At 56.2% G+C, this 18,525-nt stretch carries 16 protein-coding genes; 6 read left to right on the top strand and 10 right to left on the bottom strand.

Annotation, left to right across the window (positions count from 1 at the left end):
* Nucleotides 1-255: a FeoA family protein gene (locus N7220_RS14670; RefSeq protein WP_283148264.1), complete on the bottom strand. Its 255-nt coding sequence runs from the start codon at nt 253-255 to the stop codon at nt 1-3.
* 532 nt (nt 256-787) lie between these two features.
* Here N7220_RS14670 and gltB point away from each other — a divergent pair.
* Both gltB and N7220_RS14680 read left to right on the top strand, forming a co-directional pair.
* Complete coding sequence (gltB, locus tag N7220_RS14675) at nt 788-5,419, top strand: glutamate synthase large subunit (RefSeq protein ID WP_283148265.1); 4,632 nt, start codon at nt 788-790, stop codon at nt 5,417-5,419.
* Nucleotides 5,420-6,886, top strand: a complete 1,467-nt coding sequence (locus N7220_RS14680; RefSeq protein ID WP_283148266.1) for a glutamate synthase subunit beta — start codon at nt 5,420-5,422, stop codon at nt 6,884-6,886.
* A gap of 78 nt (nt 6,887-6,964) precedes the next feature.
* Here N7220_RS14680 and N7220_RS14685 read toward each other — a convergent pair whose 3' ends face one another.
* The 3 genes from N7220_RS14685 to N7220_RS14695 all read right to left on the bottom strand — a co-directional run bounded on the left by N7220_RS14685 (nt 6,965) and on the right by N7220_RS14695 (nt 10,910).
* The gene (locus N7220_RS14685; protein ID WP_283148267.1) at nt 6,965-8,455 is read right to left on the bottom strand and encodes a pectate lyase family protein; all 1,491 of its coding nucleotides are present in this window, start codon (nt 8,453-8,455) and stop codon (nt 6,965-6,967) included.
* 721 nt (nt 8,456-9,176) lie between these two features.
* Nucleotides 9,177-9,596 (bottom strand): hypothetical protein, encoded by a 420-nt coding sequence (locus N7220_RS14690; protein ID WP_283148268.1) that lies wholly within the window; start codon nt 9,594-9,596, stop codon nt 9,177-9,179.
* Nucleotides 9,597-9,785: 189 nt separating this feature from the next.
* Nucleotides 9,786-10,910: an ABC transporter substrate-binding protein gene (locus N7220_RS14695; RefSeq protein ID WP_283148269.1), complete on the bottom strand. Its 1,125-nt coding sequence runs from the start codon at nt 10,908-10,910 to the stop codon at nt 9,786-9,788.
* 116 nt (nt 10,911-11,026) lie between these two features.
* Here N7220_RS14695 and coaD point away from each other — a divergent pair, with 116 nt between their 5' ends.
* The 3 genes from coaD to N7220_RS14710 all read left to right on the top strand — a co-directional run bounded on the left by coaD (nt 11,027) and on the right by N7220_RS14710 (nt 13,328).
* Nucleotides 11,027-11,527 carry a pantetheine-phosphate adenylyltransferase gene (coaD, locus tag N7220_RS14700; protein ID WP_283148270.1) on the top strand — a complete coding sequence of 167 codons (501 nt, stop codon included), beginning with the start codon at nt 11,027-11,029 and terminating at the stop codon, nt 11,525-11,527.
* Between the two features lie 144 nt (nt 11,528-11,671).
* On the top strand, nt 11,672-12,610 hold the full coding sequence (locus N7220_RS14705) for a class I SAM-dependent methyltransferase (RefSeq protein ID WP_283148271.1): 939 nt from the start codon (nt 11,672-11,674) through the stop codon (nt 12,608-12,610).
* A 100-nt stretch (nt 12,611-12,710) separates the two neighbouring features.
* Nucleotides 12,711-13,328 carry a lytic transglycosylase domain-containing protein gene (locus N7220_RS14710; RefSeq protein ID WP_283148272.1) on the top strand — a complete coding sequence of 206 codons (618 nt, stop codon included), beginning with the start codon at nt 12,711-12,713 and terminating at the stop codon, nt 13,326-13,328.
* 74 nt (nt 13,329-13,402) lie between these two features.
* Here the strand turns inward: N7220_RS14710 and N7220_RS14715 are convergent, their stop codons facing one another.
* From N7220_RS14715 to N7220_RS14735, 5 genes are all read right to left on the bottom strand, one after another.
* Nucleotides 13,403-14,164 carry a Crp/Fnr family transcriptional regulator gene (locus N7220_RS14715; RefSeq protein ID WP_283148273.1) on the bottom strand — a complete coding sequence of 254 codons (762 nt, stop codon included), beginning with the start codon at nt 14,162-14,164 and terminating at the stop codon, nt 13,403-13,405.
* Nucleotides 14,165-14,221: 57 nt separating this feature from the next.
* Nucleotides 14,222-14,992 (bottom strand): exodeoxyribonuclease III, encoded by a 771-nt coding sequence (gene xth / locus N7220_RS14720; RefSeq protein WP_283148274.1) that lies wholly within the window; start codon nt 14,990-14,992, stop codon nt 14,222-14,224.
* 71 nt (nt 14,993-15,063) lie between these two features.
* Nucleotides 15,064-15,546, bottom strand: coding sequence for a glutaredoxin family protein (locus N7220_RS14725; RefSeq protein WP_283148275.1), 483 nt, complete (start codon nt 15,544-15,546; stop codon nt 15,064-15,066).
* A 53-nt stretch (nt 15,547-15,599) separates the two neighbouring features.
* Complete coding sequence (locus tag N7220_RS14730; RefSeq protein WP_283148276.1) at nt 15,600-16,040, bottom strand: hypothetical protein; 441 nt, start codon at nt 16,038-16,040, stop codon at nt 15,600-15,602.
* Nucleotides 16,031-16,981: a Nudix family hydrolase gene (locus N7220_RS14735; RefSeq protein WP_283148277.1), complete on the bottom strand. Its 951-nt coding sequence runs from the start codon at nt 16,979-16,981 to the stop codon at nt 16,031-16,033. Before N7220_RS14735 ends, N7220_RS14730 begins: the two co-directional genes overlap by 10 nt.
* A 110-nt stretch (nt 16,982-17,091) precedes the next feature.
* Between N7220_RS14735 and N7220_RS14740 the strand changes: the two genes are divergently transcribed.
* Nucleotides 17,092-17,544: a hypothetical protein gene (locus N7220_RS14740; RefSeq protein ID WP_283148278.1), complete on the top strand. Its 453-nt coding sequence runs from the start codon at nt 17,092-17,094 to the stop codon at nt 17,542-17,544.
* A 22-nt stretch (nt 17,545-17,566) separates the two neighbouring features.
* Here the strand turns inward: N7220_RS14740 and N7220_RS14745 are convergent, their stop codons facing one another.
* Complete coding sequence (locus N7220_RS14745) at nt 17,567-18,433, bottom strand: ATP-binding protein (RefSeq protein WP_283148279.1); 867 nt, start codon at nt 18,431-18,433, stop codon at nt 17,567-17,569.
* Nucleotides 18,434-18,525 lie beyond the last annotated feature (92 nt).

Raw genomic sequence — 18,525 nt, forward strand, 5'->3', positions numbered from 1 at the left:
TCAGGCCTCGTTACGCTGGATGGGCAGGGCGGAGATTTCGACTTCAATGGCGCGGGCGTGTTCCCGGCGCAACATCAGTTCAGTGTTGCCAATTCGCACTTGCAACGGCCCGCCAAGCCAGCCGCGCCTGAGTACTGTAAGCTCGCGCTCCGGGCGTAATCCCATGGCAAAAAGACGTTGGGTAAGTTCGGCCGGAGTATGTAGTTTTAATACACGAGCGGGCGTTTGCAGCGGCAGATCGAAAAGCGGACACATGGGTGATTTCCGGTTTCAAGAATCATTCTCAATTATTGAATCATGATTACCCGGAAGAAGCTGTGCATTGATACCTATCAAGCCTGTGCCTTGGCAGGTAAAAATCACAGTGGCATATGGTGTGTAGTTTGCTGATGCGTGGCTGACTCGCTGCATACATAAAACGATGTAGTCGAAGGCCGTGCACTAACAAAATCGCGTTTCCCGACAAACGTCAGGGTGTTTGCACTAATTTCTGTCATTTTTTAGAAAAAATGCCTCTGATCGGGGCGCAATTTCTGGCAATATAATTGCCATTTTGTGCAATGCGTTATACCAACGCGCAAGGCACCGTGCGCTGGCTACCCCGCCAGCCAAGTCGACGCTAGCTCCGTGCGATCCGGACCAGCCGCTCGACCCCTGTCATGATTCGAAAATTGGACCGAGGCTGACGCAATGTCGGCCTTTTTTGACCTGCGCGCCCGAGGTACTAGAGGTTCTAGTTAAACCAGGCTGCGCTTAGCCAGAAGGAAAGAGCGTGATGGATCACGTGATGCCCCAGCAACAGGGGATGTACGATCCCGCTAACGAACACGATGCCTGTGGTGTCGGTTTCGTCGCCCATATGAAGGGCCAGAAGAGCCATTCGATCGTCGAGCAAGGGTTGTTGATCCTGAAGAATCTGGATCACCGCGGTGCCGTAGGTGCCGATCCGTTGCAAGGTGACGGCGCTGGTATTCTGATTCAAATCCCCGATGCTTTGTATCGCGAAGAAATGGCGAAACAAGGCGTCACGCTGCCCGCCTTTGGCGAGTACGGCGTGGGCATGATTTTCCTGCCGCAAGAAGCCGCCTCGCGCGCTGCCTGTCAGGAAGAAATCGAGCGTGCTGTGCGCGTGGAAGGGCAAGTGCTGCTGGGCTGGCGCGATGTGCCGGTCAACCGTGACATGCCAATGTCCCCGACCGTGCGCGCCAAAGAGCCGGTGATTCGCCAGATTTTCGTCGGCCGCGGCCCGGACGTGCTGGTGACCGATGCGCTGGAGCGCAAGCTGTATATCATCCGCAAATCGGCCAGCCACGCGATTCGCCGCCTCAAGCTCACGCATGGCCACGAGTTCTATGTGCCGTCGTTCTCCGCCCGCACCGTAAACTACAAAGGTCTGCTGCTGGCTGACCAGGTGGGCGTGTATTACAACGATCTGGCCGATGCGCGTTGCGTATCCGCGCTGGCGCTGGTGCACCAACGCTTCTCGACCAATACCTTCCCGACATGGGACCTGGCGCATCCGTTCCGCATGATTGCCCACAACGGTGAAATCAACACCGTGCGCGGCAACGTGAACTGGATTACCGCCCGTGAAAAAGCCATCAGCTCGCCGGTATTGGGCAAGAGCCTGGAAAAAGTCTGGCCGCTGATTTATCTTGGCCAGTCTGACTCAGCCTCGTTCGACAACGCGCTCGAACTGTTGGTGATGGGCGGTTATTCGCTGGCGCAAGCCGTGATGATGATGATTCCGGAAGCGTGGGAAAAACACACGCTGATGGACGAAAACCGTCGCGCCTTCTATGAATACCACGCCGCGATGATGGAACCATGGGATGGTCCTGCCGCCGTGGCGTTTACTGATGGCCGCCAGATTGGTGCCACGCTGGACCGTAACGGTCTGCGTCCGGCGCGTTATCTGGTCACCAACGATGACTTGGTGGTGATGGCTTCCGAATCTGGCGTACTGCCGATCGCCGATAGCCGCATCAACAAAAAATGGCGTCTGCAGCCAGGCAAGATGTTCCTGATCGATCTGGAACAAGGCCGCATCATCGACGACCAGGAAATCAAGAACACGCTGTCCAACTCCAAGCCGTACAAAGAGTGGATCGGCAAGATTCGTATCAAGCTGGACGAAGTTCAAAGCGCCACGGAAATCCCGAAGGCGCCCTGTTCGACTGTGCTCGATTGCCAACAAGCTTTTGGTTACACCCAGGAAGACATCAAGTTCATCCTGGAGCCGATGGCCAAGAACGGCGAAGAAGGCACTGGTTCGATGGGTAACGACTCGGCGCTGCCAGTATTGTCGAACAAGTCCAAGACGCTGTATTCCTACTTCAAGCAGCTGTTTGCGCAGGTGACCAACCCGCCAATCGACCCGATCCGTGAAGATCTGGTGATGTCGCTGGTGTCGTTTATTGGTCCAAAGCCCAACCTGCTTGACCCGGCTGACATCAACCCGCCAATCCGCCTGGAAGTGTCGCAACCGGTGCTGTCGGCCGACGATATCGAAAAAATTCGTTATATCGGCAAGTACACCGGCGGCAAATTCCGCTCGCACGAACTGAATATCTGTTACCCGGCTAGCTGGGGCGCGGCAGGTATTGAAGCCCGTATGGCCTCGCTGGTGGCAGAAGCTGAAGACGCGGTAAAGAGCGGTGCCAACATCCTGATCGTGTCGGACCGCAAGATGGATCGCAACAACGTAGCGATCCCGGCCTTGCTGGCAACTTCCGGTATTCACCTGCATCTGGTGAACGAAGGCCTGCGTACCAGCACCGGTCTGGTGGTGGAAACCGGTTCGGCACGCGAAACGCATCACTTTGCCCTGCTGGGCGGGTTCGGCGCTGAAGCCGTTCACCCGTACCTGGTTATGGCAACACTGGCCGATATGGCCGGTGGCGATGCTGAAACCGCAGCCAAGTATCAAAAGAACTTCATCAAGGCCGTGGGTAAGGGCTTGATGAAGGTGATGTCCAAGATGGGCATCTCGACTTACATGTCTTATACCGGCGCGCAGATTTTTGAAGCCGTGGGCCTGAAGAAGTCACTCGTCGCCAAGTACTTCACCGGCACGCCTTCGAACATCGAAGGTCTGGGCTTGTTTGAAGTGGCCGACGAAACCTTCAAGTTGCACAACGCTGCGTTCTCGACTGACCCGGTACTGGCCGACGCGCTGGATGCGGGTGGTGAATACGCCTTCCGTATCCGTGGTGAAGACCACATGTGGACGCCGGATTCGATCGCCAAGTTGCAGCACGCCACGCGTACCGGCAAGACTGAGACATACAAGGAATACGCCAAGCTGATCAACGATCAGACCAAGCGTCACCTGACTTTGCGTGGCCTGTTTGAACTGAAACCAGCCGGTGCCCCGGTGCCGCTGGAAGAAGTCGAATCGGCTAAAGACATCGTCAAACGCTTTGCTACTGGCGCAATGTCGCTGGGCTCGATCTCGACCGAAGCTCACACCACGCTGGCCATTGCAATGAACCGGATCGGCGGCAAGTCGAACACCGGCGAAGGCGGCGAAGATGCACGTCGTTTCATTCCGCTCAAGGCGGGTGAAACCTTGTCGGAAGTGATCGGCAAAGGCCGCATCGAGCGCGACTACACCTTCAAAGAGGGTGACAGCCTGCGTTCGGCGATCAAGCAAGTTGCGTCGGGTCGTTTTGGTGTCACCACCGAATACCTGGTCAACGCGGATCAAATCCAGATCAAGATGGCGCAGGGCGCCAAGCCGGGCGAGGGCGGTCAACTGCCAGGGCACAAGGTTTCCGAATACATCGGTTTCCTGCGTCACTCCGTACCGGGCGTGGGTCTGATTTCGCCACCGCCGCACCATGACATCTATTCGATTGAAGATCTGGCCCAGCTGATTCACGATCTGAAAAACGTGAATCGTCAGGCGTCGATCTCGGTCAAGCTGGTGTCGGAAGTCGGTATCGGGACCGTCGCTGCTGGTGTCACCAAGGCCAAGGCGGACCACATTGTGGTCGCGGGCCATGACGGCGGCACCGGCGCTTCGCCGCTGTCTTCGATCAAGCATGCCGGTACTTCATGGGAACTCGGCCTGGCTGAAACTCAGCAAACGCTGGTGCTCAATCAGTTGCGTGGCCGCGTGCGCGTGCAGGTTGACGGTCAAATGAAGACTGGTCGTGACGTGGTGATTGGTGCGCTGCTGGGCGCCGATGAATTCGGCTTTGCCACCGCGCCGCTGGTCGTCGAAGGTTGCATCATGATGCGCAAGTGTCACCTGAACACCTGCCCGGTCGGTGTGGCGACACAAGATCCGGTACTGCGTCAGCGCTTCTCTGGTCAGCCAGAGCACGTGGTGAACTACTTCTTTTTCGTTGCTGAAGAAGTACGTGAACTGATGGCACAACTGGGCGTACGCAAGTTTGACGAGCTGGTTGGCCGTGCCGACCTGCTGGACAAGCGCGCCGGTATCGAACACTGGAAGGCGCAAGGTCTGGACTTCGGTCGTGTGTTCCATCAGCCGGATGTTCCGGCAGAGGTGCCGCGCCTGCATGTCGATACACAAGACCACGCGCTGGAAAAGGCCCTGGACAACCAACTGGTTGCCGCCGCCATGCCCGCACTGGAAAAAGGCGAGAAGGTTAATCTCACCTTCCCGATCAAGAACATCAACCGTACTGCGGGTGCGATGCTCTCCGGTGAAGTAGCCCGCCGTTACGGCAACAAGGGTCTGCCGGATGGCACCATCCATATCACGCTCAATGGCACTGCTGGTCAAAGCTTCGCGGCTTTCCTGGCCCGTGGCATTACGCTGAATCTGGTTGGCGAAGGTAACGACTACGTGGGCAAGGGTTTGTCCGGTGGCCGCATCGTGATCCGTCCGCATGCCGAGTTTGCTGGTCACACCGCAGAGAACATCATCTCTGGCAACACCGTGCTGTACGGCGCCACCGAAGGTGAAGCCTTCCTGGCTGGCGTGGGTGGCGAGCGCTTCTGCGTACGTAACTCTGGCGCTACCGCCGTGGTGGAAGGCGTGGGCGACCACGGTTGCGAATACATGACTGGCGGTACGGTTGCCGTGCTGGGTAAAACCGGCCGTAACTTTGCCGCAGGGATGTCGGGCGGCGTGGCTTATGTGTATGACGTGGATGGCGACTTTGCTGACCACTGCAACATGGCCCAAGTCGCGCTGGAAGCGGTTGTTCCGGCTGGCGAACAAGCTGCCGACGAACCGAAACACCGTGGCATGGCCGACGAAACCCAGCTCAAGGCGCTGATTGAACAGCATCTGGCGTTGACTGGTAGCTCGCGTGCCAAAGAACTGCTGGCAGATTGGCCAGCGGCACGTGCCCGCTTCGTCAAGGTGTTCCCGAACGAATACCGTCGTGCACTGAAGGATATGGCTGCAAGCAAGAGCACGCAGCACAAGGAGATCGCATAAATGGGCAAGTCTACGGGTTTCATGGAATTTGAGCGCGTATCCGAGTCTTACGCGCCCGTGGCCGAGCGTGTTACCAATTACCGCGAGTTTGTGCTGCGTCTCACCGACGATGCCGCCAAGGTACAAGGCGCGCGTTGCATGGATTGCGGAATTCCGTTCTGCAATAACGGCTGCCCGGTGAACAACATCATTCCAGACTGGAATGATCTGGTTTACCGCGGCAACTGGCAAGAAGCGCTGACCGTGCTGCATTCGACCAATAACTTCCCGGAGTTCACTGGTCGTATCTGCCCGGCACCATGCGAAGCGGCCTGTACCCTCGGCATTAACGCTGATCCGGTCGGCATCAAGTCGATCGAGCGTTATATCGTCGACAAGGGTTGGGAAAACGGCTGGATCGCGCCGCAGATCGCTCCGGTGAAAACCGGCAAGACCGTTGCGATTGTCGGTTCCGGCCCGGCCGGTATGGCCGCCGCGCAGCAACTGGCGCGAGCAGGCCACGCAGTGACTGTGTTCGAAAAGAGCAGTCGCGTGGGCGGTTTGCTGCGTTATGGCATCCCCGACTTCAAGCTGGAAAAATCCATCATTGATCGCCGCATGGTACAAATGGAAGCCGAAGGCGTGGCCTTCCGCACCAAGACTATCGTGGCTGTCGATGGCAAGTTGCCAGCCGGTATCGTGAACGATGCCGTCACCGTGGTGACACCAGACCAGCTCAAGGCAGAGTTCGACGCCGTGATCTTGGCCGGTGGTTCCGAAGTGCCGCGCGATCTGCCGGTACCAGGCCGTGAATTGACTGGTGTGCATTACGCGCTGGAATTCTTGATTCCACAAAACAAGTCGGTTGCTGGCGATGGCCCGAACCCGATTTCCGCCGAAGGCAAGCATGTGGTGGTGATTGGTGGTGGCGATACCGGTTCCGATTGCGTGGGTACCTCCAACCGTCACGGTGCAGTCGCCGTAACGCAACTGGAAGTGATGCCAATGCCGCCGGAACAAGAAAACAAGTCGGTGACCTGGCCGTACTGGCCGCTCAAGCTGCGCACTTCGTCCAGTCACGAAGAAGGCGTAGACCGCGACTTCGCCGTGATGACCAAAGAATTCATCGGCGAAAACGGCAAGCTGACCGCCATCAAGTGTGTGCGTCTGGAATGGCAAGGCGGCAAGCCGGTCGAAGTTGCTGGTAGCGAGTTCGAAATCAAGGCCGATCTGGTCTTCCTGGCCATGGGCTTTACCAATCCGGTTGCCAGCATTCTGGAAGGCTTCGGCGTGGAACGTGACGCTCGCGGCAATGCCAATGCCACTACCGATGGTGAAGGTTGTTACGCCACCAACGTAGCCAAGGTCTTCGCTGCCGGTGACGTACGCCGTGGCCAGTCGCTGGTGGTGTGGGCCATCCGCGAAGGCCGTCAGGCTGCGCGGGAAGTCGATGCTTTCCTGATGGGCTCATCGTTGCTACCGCGCTGATTTATCAAGCGCAAGCGTAATAAGAAAAACGGCATCTGGCGATGCCGTTTTTTTATTTCCAGGATTTTCAGAAAAAAATCAGTTTGTGGGGCTGAGCCACTGCGCACTGGTCATTGCAATCCGGCCGGCACCCACCTTGCTGTTGGGTCCACTGAGCAGATCCTTCAACTGACTGACTTCATGCATGTGCGCGGTATAGGCCGGAGTACCGTTGTGCCACACAAACGGGATTTCCGGTGCCTGAAGTGGCCCAAGTGTCGAGCCAGCGCCATGACTATTACCTTCCCAAGTCGCCCAGACATTGCCGAGCGTGTCTGTATACGTTGACTGTTGGGATGCGAATGGCATTTGTGAAGCCAGCAAGTCATGCCTGACGTCGAATGCCCGGATCGCGCCGGTATAGGCTGGATTGGATGGGTCTGACTGGTTGTTGCGCAAGGGGGTTAGCACCCCAAGATACGCACTCTTTGCAATTTCCATGGAGCCACCCTCAGTGGAAATGGAACCGTTGGAGATGATTTCGAAGTGGTACTTCTGGGTGCCGCCCTTGCCATCAAGGTCTTTGGATAACTGCGGGTCCAGGCTGACGATGTTGTCCCGCCATTGCTTTGTCAACAGGTTATCCGAACTGTCCGCATACAAATTGTAGATATGAACATCGCCGCTGCGCAGTCGGGGCATGCGATCCTGGAGGTTTTTGAAGTAGTCGTGATGGAGCGTAACGGTGTAAACGCTGGACTCTTTCAGGTCCAGCGCACCAACCAGCGAGTTCTTCTTCTGGGGCGTAGCGACGCGGATGATGTCAGCTTCACTGAAGCCTGCCTTGCGCAGGTAGTCGTACATCGGATTATTGGCGCGATCAGCTTCGATGGCATCGAACTCGTGCCGCATGAACGCCGGGTCTTCCGGCACGATCTCACTCCACGAAATGGTCACCCCCGTACTGCCGCCGGTTGCACTTGAAGCACCCTTGATGTCGGTGATGCCATCATAGGCTTTGGTAAACGTGCAATGGTCGATCCACACGCCGTTCACTACACCGCCACCGTCGCCAGTGGTGATGAAGTCCCAGTCGTTCTTGTCGTAGTTGCCTTTGGTGCCCTCATCCCATTCCCACATCTCGGCGAACTTCAGATTGCGCAGGATGATGTTGCTGCCGTTCTTGATATTGAACTCGGCGTGACGGATGGTCGCGCCATTCTTCGAAAAGATCGTCAGACCGCTGAATGACTGAATGTTGATCAGGGAAGTACCAGCCGCCCGCATGGTCGTAAGCGTTGTTGCTGGCAGGGTGGATGGATTATTCGAACTCATGTTGCCAGTCTGATTTGCGGTACCGATCTCGTTCCAGCCAAGGTTCAGGTCAGCCGTGATTTCGATAACTTTGCAGGGGGTCTTTGCCGTTGTCTTGATGTTGTTGATAGCCGCAGTGAACTGGTTAGCATTCCCTACTTTGCAGTAATTGGCGCTGGTTTCGGCAATCACCCCGCCGCCGGTGACATTTGCGGTTTGCGCGTAACCTTCCAGGTTGAACAGCGCCAGACTGCTGGATGCCACTGGATTGGCCATTGCTACCGAGCTTTGAGTGAATTCGTTGGGAGAGGGTGTCGGGTTGGACGTCGGGGTTGGTGTAGGTGTTGGCTGAGATGTTGGCTGAGATGTTGGCTGAGATGTTGGTGTGGGAGTCGGTGCGGAGTCTGGATTGATGGTTGGAGTCGGAGTGGGTTGAGATTCAGGGTTTGGAGTTGGGCTGGGGGCTTCAGTCGGGATTGGCGTTGGAGTTACCAAGCCATCTTCGTAACTGTTGCCACCACCGCAGGCGCTGAGTGCAAGGGCTAATGCTGCCGATAATAAGGCGAAGCGCCTGGTGTGGCTTTCTGGATATTGTTTTGCGGTTGACATTTAATCTTCCTCCTGTTTGACCTTTGATATATCAGACTGGCTGATCTGGTCATGCTACAAGCGGCGGAAGGAGGCTACTTTCTGATCCTGTTGTTCAATGATGTAAGTCAATGGTCAACTTGTATAATTTTCATCTGACATATTTGTAATGAATAAAAAGGCACCTGCTCGAAAATAAATAGCCATCTCTCCATCAGCTAGCCGTGTTTTGGCAAAGCGCAGTGCGCCCGATATTAACGGTATGAAGGGATATTGAGCTGGAGAAGTACTCTGAGTTCGGGTGGGGGATGGCAGATTCCGGCCCGAACTATTGAACGACGGTGTGTTGTGTATTTCAAAATTGAAAGCCCCCGGCTTGCGAGGGCTTTGTATTTGGCTTTGCTCTAACTTAAAACACAATATGCGTGTCCCCGCCACCGCGGCTTGCGACCTGGACGGTGCGGCTTTGCACCTTGTCATCCAGCGTGGCGTTGATCTTGTATTTGCCTGCGGGGAGTTTGGCGTAGAGGTAAGGGCCGGTGGTGGTCGTATCCAGCACTATCTGGCCCTTGGCGCCGATCACCTGAACTTTGACACCGGATTCAAATTCGCCACCTTTGCCGGTAAACAGTACATGCAGGTTGTAGTCAGCGCGGGACGATTTGAGTTGGGTTATTTCTTCATCGCCAACACCGCCACTGATATAGCTACCGCCGTTTTCAGTCTGCTGGGGCTGCAGAGGCTGGGCCATATCGTCGGCCATGACCTGGTGAGCCAGCAGGGCTAGTGGAAGGGCACAGGTTGCAATCGCACTTTTGATTGAAATCATCGTGTTTTCTCCTTGTCACGTTTGATGTCACGGTTGGGATAAGAGGCGTGTCGCCATATCTGGTTCGACGAAATGATCTGTGGAAGGTTTCAATGAAATTGCCGCATTCGAACGTAGGCTATGGCTGACAAAGATAAAAAAACCGGCCAGGTGGCCGGTTTTTTCTTCAAAGACATGCATTATCAAACGTTAGCGAGTGAGCGTGCCGGTAGGCGAGATCATCGTCAGTTCAACAAAGTTTGAGCCCAAACGTTTCTTGTCGCTGAAGTCAACGACGAAGCCGCCCAGGTCGAACCGCTTCATGTTGTTGAGAGCGGCATAGACGCTGGCACGAGTCGGGGTTTTACCAGCGCGTTTGATGGCTTCAGTCACCAGGCGGGCCGAGATATAGCCTTCCAGCAAGGCGTAGCTTGGATAATCGCCGGTCTTCAGAAACGGTTCGGCGTCTTTCTGGAAGTCTCGCACCAGCTTCAGTTGAGCGTTGGTAGGTGCCGGAAAGACTTGCGACAAGCCAATGCCATGCGCGTTGCCGATACCTACCAGCTTGGTCACTTCGTCATATTGAATGGGCGACAAGCCGTACAGTTGCGAAGTGCCACCCAGCGCCTTGTATTGCTTGGCAAAGGTGCCGGCAGGTTTGGAAATCGCGACCATGATGATGGCTTCCGGGTTGACCTTGGCCAGTTCTTGCGCGGCTGCGTTAGTGTCTCCGCTGTTTTTGTCGTACCAGCCTTCGCCGGCCAACGTCAGTTTGCGCTTGGCCAACTCTTCCTTCACCGCGGCATAGCCGGCTTCACCGAAGCCATCTTTTTGCGCCAGCACGGCAATGCGCGTTACGCCCAGATGGTCGTTCAACAAGGACACGATCTTTTCGACTTCCTGGGTGTAGCCAGCACGCGTCTGGAAGAAATATGCGCTGGCGCCAGTGCGTACGCTGTCAGCGCCGGTATAGGCGCCCACCAGCGATATCCCGGAGGTATCCAGAATCTTTGATTTGATCAGTTCCTGCAGCGGGGTGGTGCCGTAGTAACCAATCAGAGCGACGGCGTTTTCTTTATCGATCAGATCGCGGGTATTGGCCAGCGTGCGCGCCGCATCGTAGCCGTCATCACGCGTGATCAGATTGATATGCTCACCGTTGATGCCACCTTGGGCATTCACACGGCCAAAGTAGATTGAGGCACCCAAAGCCAATGCCTTGCCAGTATCACCAGCCAGACCAGAGGTGGGAACCGATTCGCCGATATTGATATCGGCATATGCGAGGGTTGCTACAGAGAAGGCAAGTGCAAGCAGAGTTCGAACCACGGTCATTCCCCCAACTTCTTATGTGAATTTATAGTTAATACATACCCAGGATTTATTGAAGTCATCTTTGTTTAACATTCGAGGATGTTATAGTGGCGGCTCGCGTCTGGAAAGGAAATGACATGCGGCGTGGCGTTTATGCCGGTAGCTTCGATCCGGTGACCAATGGCCATTTATGGATGATCGAACACGGTGTGCGTTTATTCGACGAAATGATCGTAGCGATCGGTGAGAATCCCGATAAACGCTACACGTTCAGTGTCGAAGAACGCCTGGCGATGTTGCGTGAATCAACCCAGCATTTGCCCAATTTGCGGGTAGAGCGGTTTGAGAACCGCTTCCTGGTTGATTACGCGCGTGACCTGAATGCGGATTACATCATTCGCGGGATTCGTGAGGCGGCCGATTACGAGTTCGAGCGCAAAATGCGCTATGTGAATGCGGATCTGGCGCCCCATATCGACACCATCTTTTTGATGCCACCGCGCGAGATTGCGGAGGTCAGCTCTACCATGGTTAAAGGCTTGGTCGGGCCGGAAGGGTGGGAGGGCGTTGTTGGGCAATATGTGCCGGAGCCCGTATTCAAGCGACTGCTGGCGTTGTCTAGCCGTAACCCGATCTGACCGGCAACTGGCTATCTGACCAGTTGCCCTGTGTAACCTGTTCTGGCGAGTGCGACGGCAAAACTGCCGTACCTCGCCTATTGTTTTTTGCATTGATCGCCACGCGTTGCGTCTGAGCTGCGCGGGCATACCGGATACGAATTCATGCCTGATATCGCCAGTTACAGTAACCGGCTCGCCAAGAACTTCAAACGCCTGAGCAAATGGGCGCGCAAGGAAGACATCAGTTGTTTTCGCTTGTACGACCGCGACGTGCCTGAGTTTCCGGTGATTGTGGATTGGTACGACGGCCATGTGCAGTTGCAGGAATACGATACCGGCTGGGTAATGACCGAAGAGGCGCACGAAGAGTGGCTGTCGGATATCTGGTACGCCACTGCCGATGCGCTGGGGATCGATGAAGACCTGGTCGCTATCAAAACCCGCGCCCGCCAGCGTGGCGTGAGCCAGTATGAGAAGAATGAAGTCGAGAGCGAGCAGTTCGTGGTCGAAGAGCGCGGGCTCAAATTCCTGGTGAACCTGGATGCTTATCTGGATACCGGCTTGTTCCTGGATCACCGCAACACCCGCCAGCGCGTACGTCAGGAAGCCGCCGGCAAGCGCGTACTGAACCTGTTCTGTTATACCGGCGCGTTTTCGGTGTACGCGGCGGCGGGTGGTGCTAAAGCGACGACTTCGGTTGATCTGTCCAACACATATCTGGACTGGACCGCGCGCAATATGGCGCTCAATGGTTTCGACAACCCGGCCCATCGCCGCGTGCGCACCGACGTCTTGCAGTACCTGGAAGAAACGCTGGATGGTGGCTGGTTGTTTGACTTGATCATTCTGGACCCGCCGTCGTTCTCCAACTCCAAGAAGATGCAAGGCGTGCTGGACGTGCAGCGTGACCACCGCTGGATGGTGGAAAGCTGTCTGGATTTGTTACACCCGGGCGGAGTGTTGTATTTTTCCAATAACTTGCGCACCTTCAAAATGGACGAAGCGTTGATTCCTTTATGTGAGGACATCACCGAGCAATCCATCCCGGAAGACTTCCGCAACAAGCGTATCCACCAGTGTTACCGCTTCCAGAAGCCATAACACTGCTGGCTTGAGCGGGTAAGCGTGACGCATTGCCAGCTATAAGGCATTGACCAGCTTGCCCGGCGGGCTTACATTCGCGCCATTGTGCTGTCTTGATGTGTTTCCAGTGAAAAAAGCCTTATTTATCTGTTTGTTAGCCTGTTCCTGTTTCGCCTTCGCGGGTGCCCAGAAAGAAGAGGCGTTGTCCACGTCCGTACAGTCGGCCATGGCCCGTTCGGTGGGCGATGGTATTCAGCCGCGGCTGGTATTTGATAACAAGGCCGAAGGTGATGCCTGGCTGGCCGAAATGTCGCAGCGCCTCACCAAAAAGATCCCCGATGAATTCATGCGCCGCAAGCTGCTGGTGGCCGTGCAATACGAAGCCACCCGCGCCGGGCTCGACCCGCAAATGGTGCTCGGTCTGATCAATGTCGAAAGCGGCTTTAATCGCTACGCGATCTCCAGCGTGGGTGCACGTGGCTTGATGCAGGTGATGCCGTTCTGGGTGCGCCAGATTGGTACCACTGACCAGAACCTGCTGGATATCAACACCAACCTGCGTTACGGCTGCACCATCCTGCGTTATTACCTGGATGTGGAGAACGGCGACTTGTTCCGTGCGCTGGGCCGCTACAACGGCAGCCTGGGCAAGCCCGATTATCCCAATCTGGTTTATGGCTCATGGAAGGCGCTGTTTTCGTGGCACGATATCGGCGGCAATATCGCCCAGCGTTAACCGTGCGACTGTCTGCAACGCGAGCAACAAAAAACCCGGTCATTGGCCGGGTTTTTTGTTGCTACGAAGGAGGCTCAGTGCGGCAATTCATCCGGCTTGAGCAGGCGTAAATAGCCACCCGACAGATCGACCAGGCCGTCATCCACCCACACATTCAACTGCTTGTTGACTGATTCACGGCTGGCACCGACCAGATTGGCAATTTCCTGCTGGGTCAGTTTCAGATCGATCAACACACCGCGATCGGTTTGATCGCCATGCTGCTCGCCCAACTGGCGCAACATCTTGCCCAAGCGTTGCGGCAAATTCAGGAACAACGTGTCCTGCAACAGGTCATCGGCCGAACGCAGGCGCTGGCACAACGCAGCGATCAACTGGCGCATGACCTTGGGATGGGTTTCCAGAAAGGCCATCACCGATTCGCGACGCAAGACCAGCAGCTCACAGGGTTCCAGTGTCTCAACGCCAGCCGAACGCATGCCACCATCGAGCATCGCGAGTTCACCGAAGACTTCCCCGGCTTCAAGCAGGCTTAACGTGGCTTCGCGGCCGTCTTCAGTGCTGCGCACAACCTTGAGCCGACCATGCAGCACGGCATACATTTCATCACCGGGCGTACCCTGGGAGATGACACTTTGCTTGGCCCGCACGGTGCGTAATTCGGCATGCTGGGCCAGACCTTCCAGTTCATCCGGGGTCAGCTCGCAAAACAGGCTGCTACCGGACAGGAGTTTTGCTTTATCCATATGAATACAGGCGAGTTTTGTTTGAACGCGCTCATTCTGCACCAACGCCGGGTTGCTGTCGCTGGTCGTGAACGATCTTGACGATGTCATTAATACGCAGCGGCCAGCACCAGCGCGTTATAACTGCTAGCCAGACGCGAGAGGGACTTAGTCGGCCAGCGTGACGATCACGGGCGTATGGTCTGACGGCCGTTCGTGGCGGCGCGGCTCTTTGTCGATGCTGCAGGCAATGATGCGGTCTTTGAGCGCGGCGGACACCAGCAAGTGGTCAATCCGCAGGCCAGCGTTACGCTTGAAGCCATACATGCGGTAATCCCACCAGCTGAAGGATTTTTCGGCCTGATCAAACAAGCGGAATGAGTCTGTCAGCCCCAATGCCACCAACTGGCGAAATGCCGAGCGCTCTGGCCCGGACACCAGTACCTGGCCTTCCCACTTGGCAGGATCATGCACGTCGCGATCTTCCGGGGCGATATTGTAATCGCCACCCAGAATCAGTTGCGGATGGCTCACCAGTTCAGCTTGTAACCAATCCGTGAACGCCTTGAGCCAGTTGAGCTTGTAGCCATATTTATCTGAGTCCAGGCTCTGACCATTCGGGATGTACGCACAAACAAAGCGGATGCCGTTGACGGTGGCGGCGATTACGCGTTTTTGTTCATCGCCAAAACCAGGAATGTTGACGACGACTTCTTCCAGCGGGGCGCGCGCAATAATGGCGACACCGTTGTAGGTTTTTTGCCCGGCGAACACCACGTGAAATCCGGCGGCTTCAATTTCCGCCTGCGGGAAGGCATGGTCTTCCAGCTTGGTTTCCTGCAATCCCAGCGCGGTGATTTGTGGATTGGCTGCCAGCCATTCCAGTACCTGCGGCAGGCGGATTTTCAGGCTGTTGACATTCCAGGTGGCAAATTGCATCGGGGCATCCATAAGACAACGCGCCGGCCATGGCCGACGCGGTGAGTGTTCAGGTCACGCTTTACGTGTGTTCAGGGCTTTTCAGGCGGTACTTCAGCGGAATAACCGGCTTTGGTCAAGACGGCCTGCCATAAAGTCAGATCCCAGCCTTTATATATGTCTTTGCCGACCGCCAGCACAGGCAAGGGGCTGGTGGTTTCCCCAGTTAATTTATAGAACGCCAACACCTCTTGCTGCGAACCGGTGATTGAATGCAGTTCGTACGGCACCTTGTTGGTGTTGAGCAGATCGCGCGCAGCCGTGCACGGCGGGCAGTTTTCAATCACATACAGTTTGATGCCCGAAGCCGCTGCAGCGGCGGCACTGGCATTACTGCGGCCATCCATTACGTTTGGCTTGATGGTACGCGTTTGTGCCTGGACATGATTGGGCGGGGTGTCGCTGAAAAACAAATTGCCGTGGTCATCGCGCCATTGATAGACCGAGGCAGCAAGCACCTGCGTGGCAACGAGGGCGACCGTGAGCAATAAAAGAAAGCGGGACCGGGTTTTCATATCCACAATTATGCCGTAACAGCCTTACAACAGTAATGCGCAATGGGTCACACTCAGCGGGACTGAGTGGTCAAGATGACGTTGTTACCATCCAGATTCAGGGTAAGTTGCCAGTCATGCCGCGCCTGGGTACAGAATGGCAATGCAGTCTGGGTTTGCCATTGATTGCTCCCCGTCGCGGCAAAATGAAAGCGGTTCGGCCCCATCTCCATCCCCACCATTTGCCAGCTTGCGCTTGCCTGTTTGAGCGGTTCGCCTTGCAAAATCAATGTGAAGGGATGTGCCGGGTTGATCGGGCGATCGCTTTTTACCGCGAATGATTTCCCGTTCAATACAAACTGGCAGCCCTGGGTCAGATCGGCGCAGGCGGCTTCAACCTGCGCCACCGGCGCACTGCTTCCAGGATGAATCCAGCCCAGACTCCAGACCAGGAAAAACACGCCAACGGCAATGGCTGCGCTAGCGCTGGCGATGCTGCGCAAATTCACACCCATGCCCCAGACAACCATGCGATACCGTGAGCGCCGTTTTGCTGGGCGATGCTGACATCGCTCGCTTGCAAACCACCGATGGCGTAGAGCGGAAACGGCCAGCCCTGGGCGGCGAGTTCTGCAAAGCCCGTCCAACCCATCGGAGCTTGATCGGGATGACTGGTCGTGGCCTGCACGTGTCCAGCCATGGCGAAATCGACCCCGATGCGCTGCGCCTGCGCCAGCTCTGCCGGGTTGTGCGCCGAAGCGCCTACCCAATCCAGCCCACGTGGCCGCTGACTGAACTGGGCCGCAATGCGGGCCGGTAAATGGACACCGTCTGCGCGTAGATCGCGAGCTAGCTCGGCGTGGGTATGCAGCAGTACTTTGGCGTCATGGCGGCGAGCAAGGGCAATGACCTGTTGCGCCAGATCGCCATAGGCGTTGGCCGATAACTGCGGTTCGCGCAGTATCAGCCATTGCATACCGTTTTCCAGCGCACTTTGCCAGCGGGCAAGCCATGGCTCGACGCCCAGCCCAGCCGCGTTTGACAGTGCCAGTGTGGCGGGCAATTGCAGGCCGCGCATGATTGGGCCATTGGCGGGCAGGATCGGCGACACGCACAGAGTCCGGTTGGCTTGCCACGCAAACGATTGACCTTCGCGGGCTTGCAATTCACCTTCCCAGCCGGTGACCCGGAAGAAGTGCAGCCGCACGGTAGCGTGAGGATAGGTAAAACTCTGTGTCAGCCAGGGTGTCGCCTTAGTGACGGTTATGCCCATTTCTTCATGCAATTCGCGCTTGAGCGCGTCCAGAGCGGTTTCGTCGGCCTCCAGCTTGCCGCCGGGAAACTCCCAGAAGCCCGCAAACGGTTTGCCCTCTGGTCTGCTGCCGAGCAGGAAACGACCGTCAGGCTGAATCAGAATGCCCACGGCGACATCAACGATACGTTCATTGCCGCTCATGTCATCGCTCCATGGCTCATGTGAATGTATGCAATCGTGTTTAAAACTACTAAGATCATCTTGGCTTTTAACTTTTGTAAGTAATGATTTTCTTAACCCGGTTGCCCATCGTGTCACAGCAAATTACTGAAATCCAGCCTGTTACTGTCGAACAAAGCTGGCGGCTGCTTGCTGCGCTCGCCCGTTCACCCTGGACCGTTTGCAGCATTGTGGCCGCATCGCCGGTACGGGTGGAAAATGGCCAGGCGTGGGGTTTGCTGGTGCAGGTCCTGATCGTGCAGGAGGATGGCTGGTATCTGGTGCGCGACGCCTTGCCCAATAGCTTGCAGGAACTGGTCGAAGGATTGCGGGGTAGTGGTCGGCCAGCATTTTTTGCCGCTGGCAAAGTGCGACCATTAAGCGCTGACTCAATGGAAGATGCTGCCCGGCATCTGATCGGCGTGCCGCCAAAAGTCATGTCTGAAGGTACCCTGCAACAGTTCTACAACCTGTTTACGCCTTCCCTGGGCGAAACGGTGCGCTTTGTCGAGCCCATGCCGCAACCAGCGGCATTAAGCCGATAAGCGCTCCCCGTTGGCCGGTGGCTCAGTGGCTGCCAGCCCAGTCCCGCGCGAATTGCCAGGCGATACGGCCACTGCGAGCCCCGCGCCCCAAGGCCCAGTTCAAAGCTTCACGCTCCACTTCGTCGTTCCATTCCGGTTGCCCAAAGTGACTCAGCCAGTGGCGCACGGCGTTCAGATATTCCGGCTGGCTGAAACCGTAGAACGACAGCCACAGACCAAAGCGCTCGGATAACGCGATCTTCTCTTCAATGGCTTCGGCAAAGTGGATTTCATCGCCCACGTGTTTGGTTTGTTCGTTTTCGCTGAAATATTCCGGCACCAGATGGCGGCGGTTGGATGTCGCATAAATAAGCACATTGGCGCTGGGCGCGGCAATGGAGCCGTCCAGTGCAGTCTTGAGTGCCTGATAACCGTAATCGCCTTCTTCAAACGAAAGATCATCACAAAACACCAGATAGTTTTCGGCACGATCGGCCACTAGCGCCACGATATCGGGTAGATCGGTCAAATGCGCTTTATCGACTTCAATCAAACGCAGGCCGGAAGGTTGAAATTCGTTCCAGGCTGCTTTGACCAGCGACGACTTGCCGCAGCCACGCGAGCCGGTCAGCAGCACGTTGTTGGCCAATTTGCCCGCAACAAACTGGCGGGTGTTTTCAACCAGCCGATGCTTTTGCGGTTCGATGTTCTGCAAATCATCCAGGCCAATTTTGTGGACGTGTTTGATCGCCTGCAGGTAGCGATGACCATTATTGACGCGCCAACGATAAGCGCTGGCAGACCAATCAGTTACGGGCGGCGCCGGTGGCAGCGCAGATTCCAGGCGCGAGATCAGGCTTTGCAGTTGCGCGGTGAGTTTCTCGAAATGGGGGTCCAGTGGATGCGCCATGTTGGATGCTCGTAACGGAAGAAATGAAGAAAATGGACTCAAGCGTACACTTTCAGGCGAGCAGTCTCGACCCCATCGCGATGATTTAATCT

The sequence above is a fragment of the Silvimonas soli genome (assembly GCF_030035605.1).
Taxonomy (GTDB): domain Bacteria; phylum Pseudomonadota; class Gammaproteobacteria; order Burkholderiales; family Chitinibacteraceae; genus Silvimonas; species Silvimonas soli.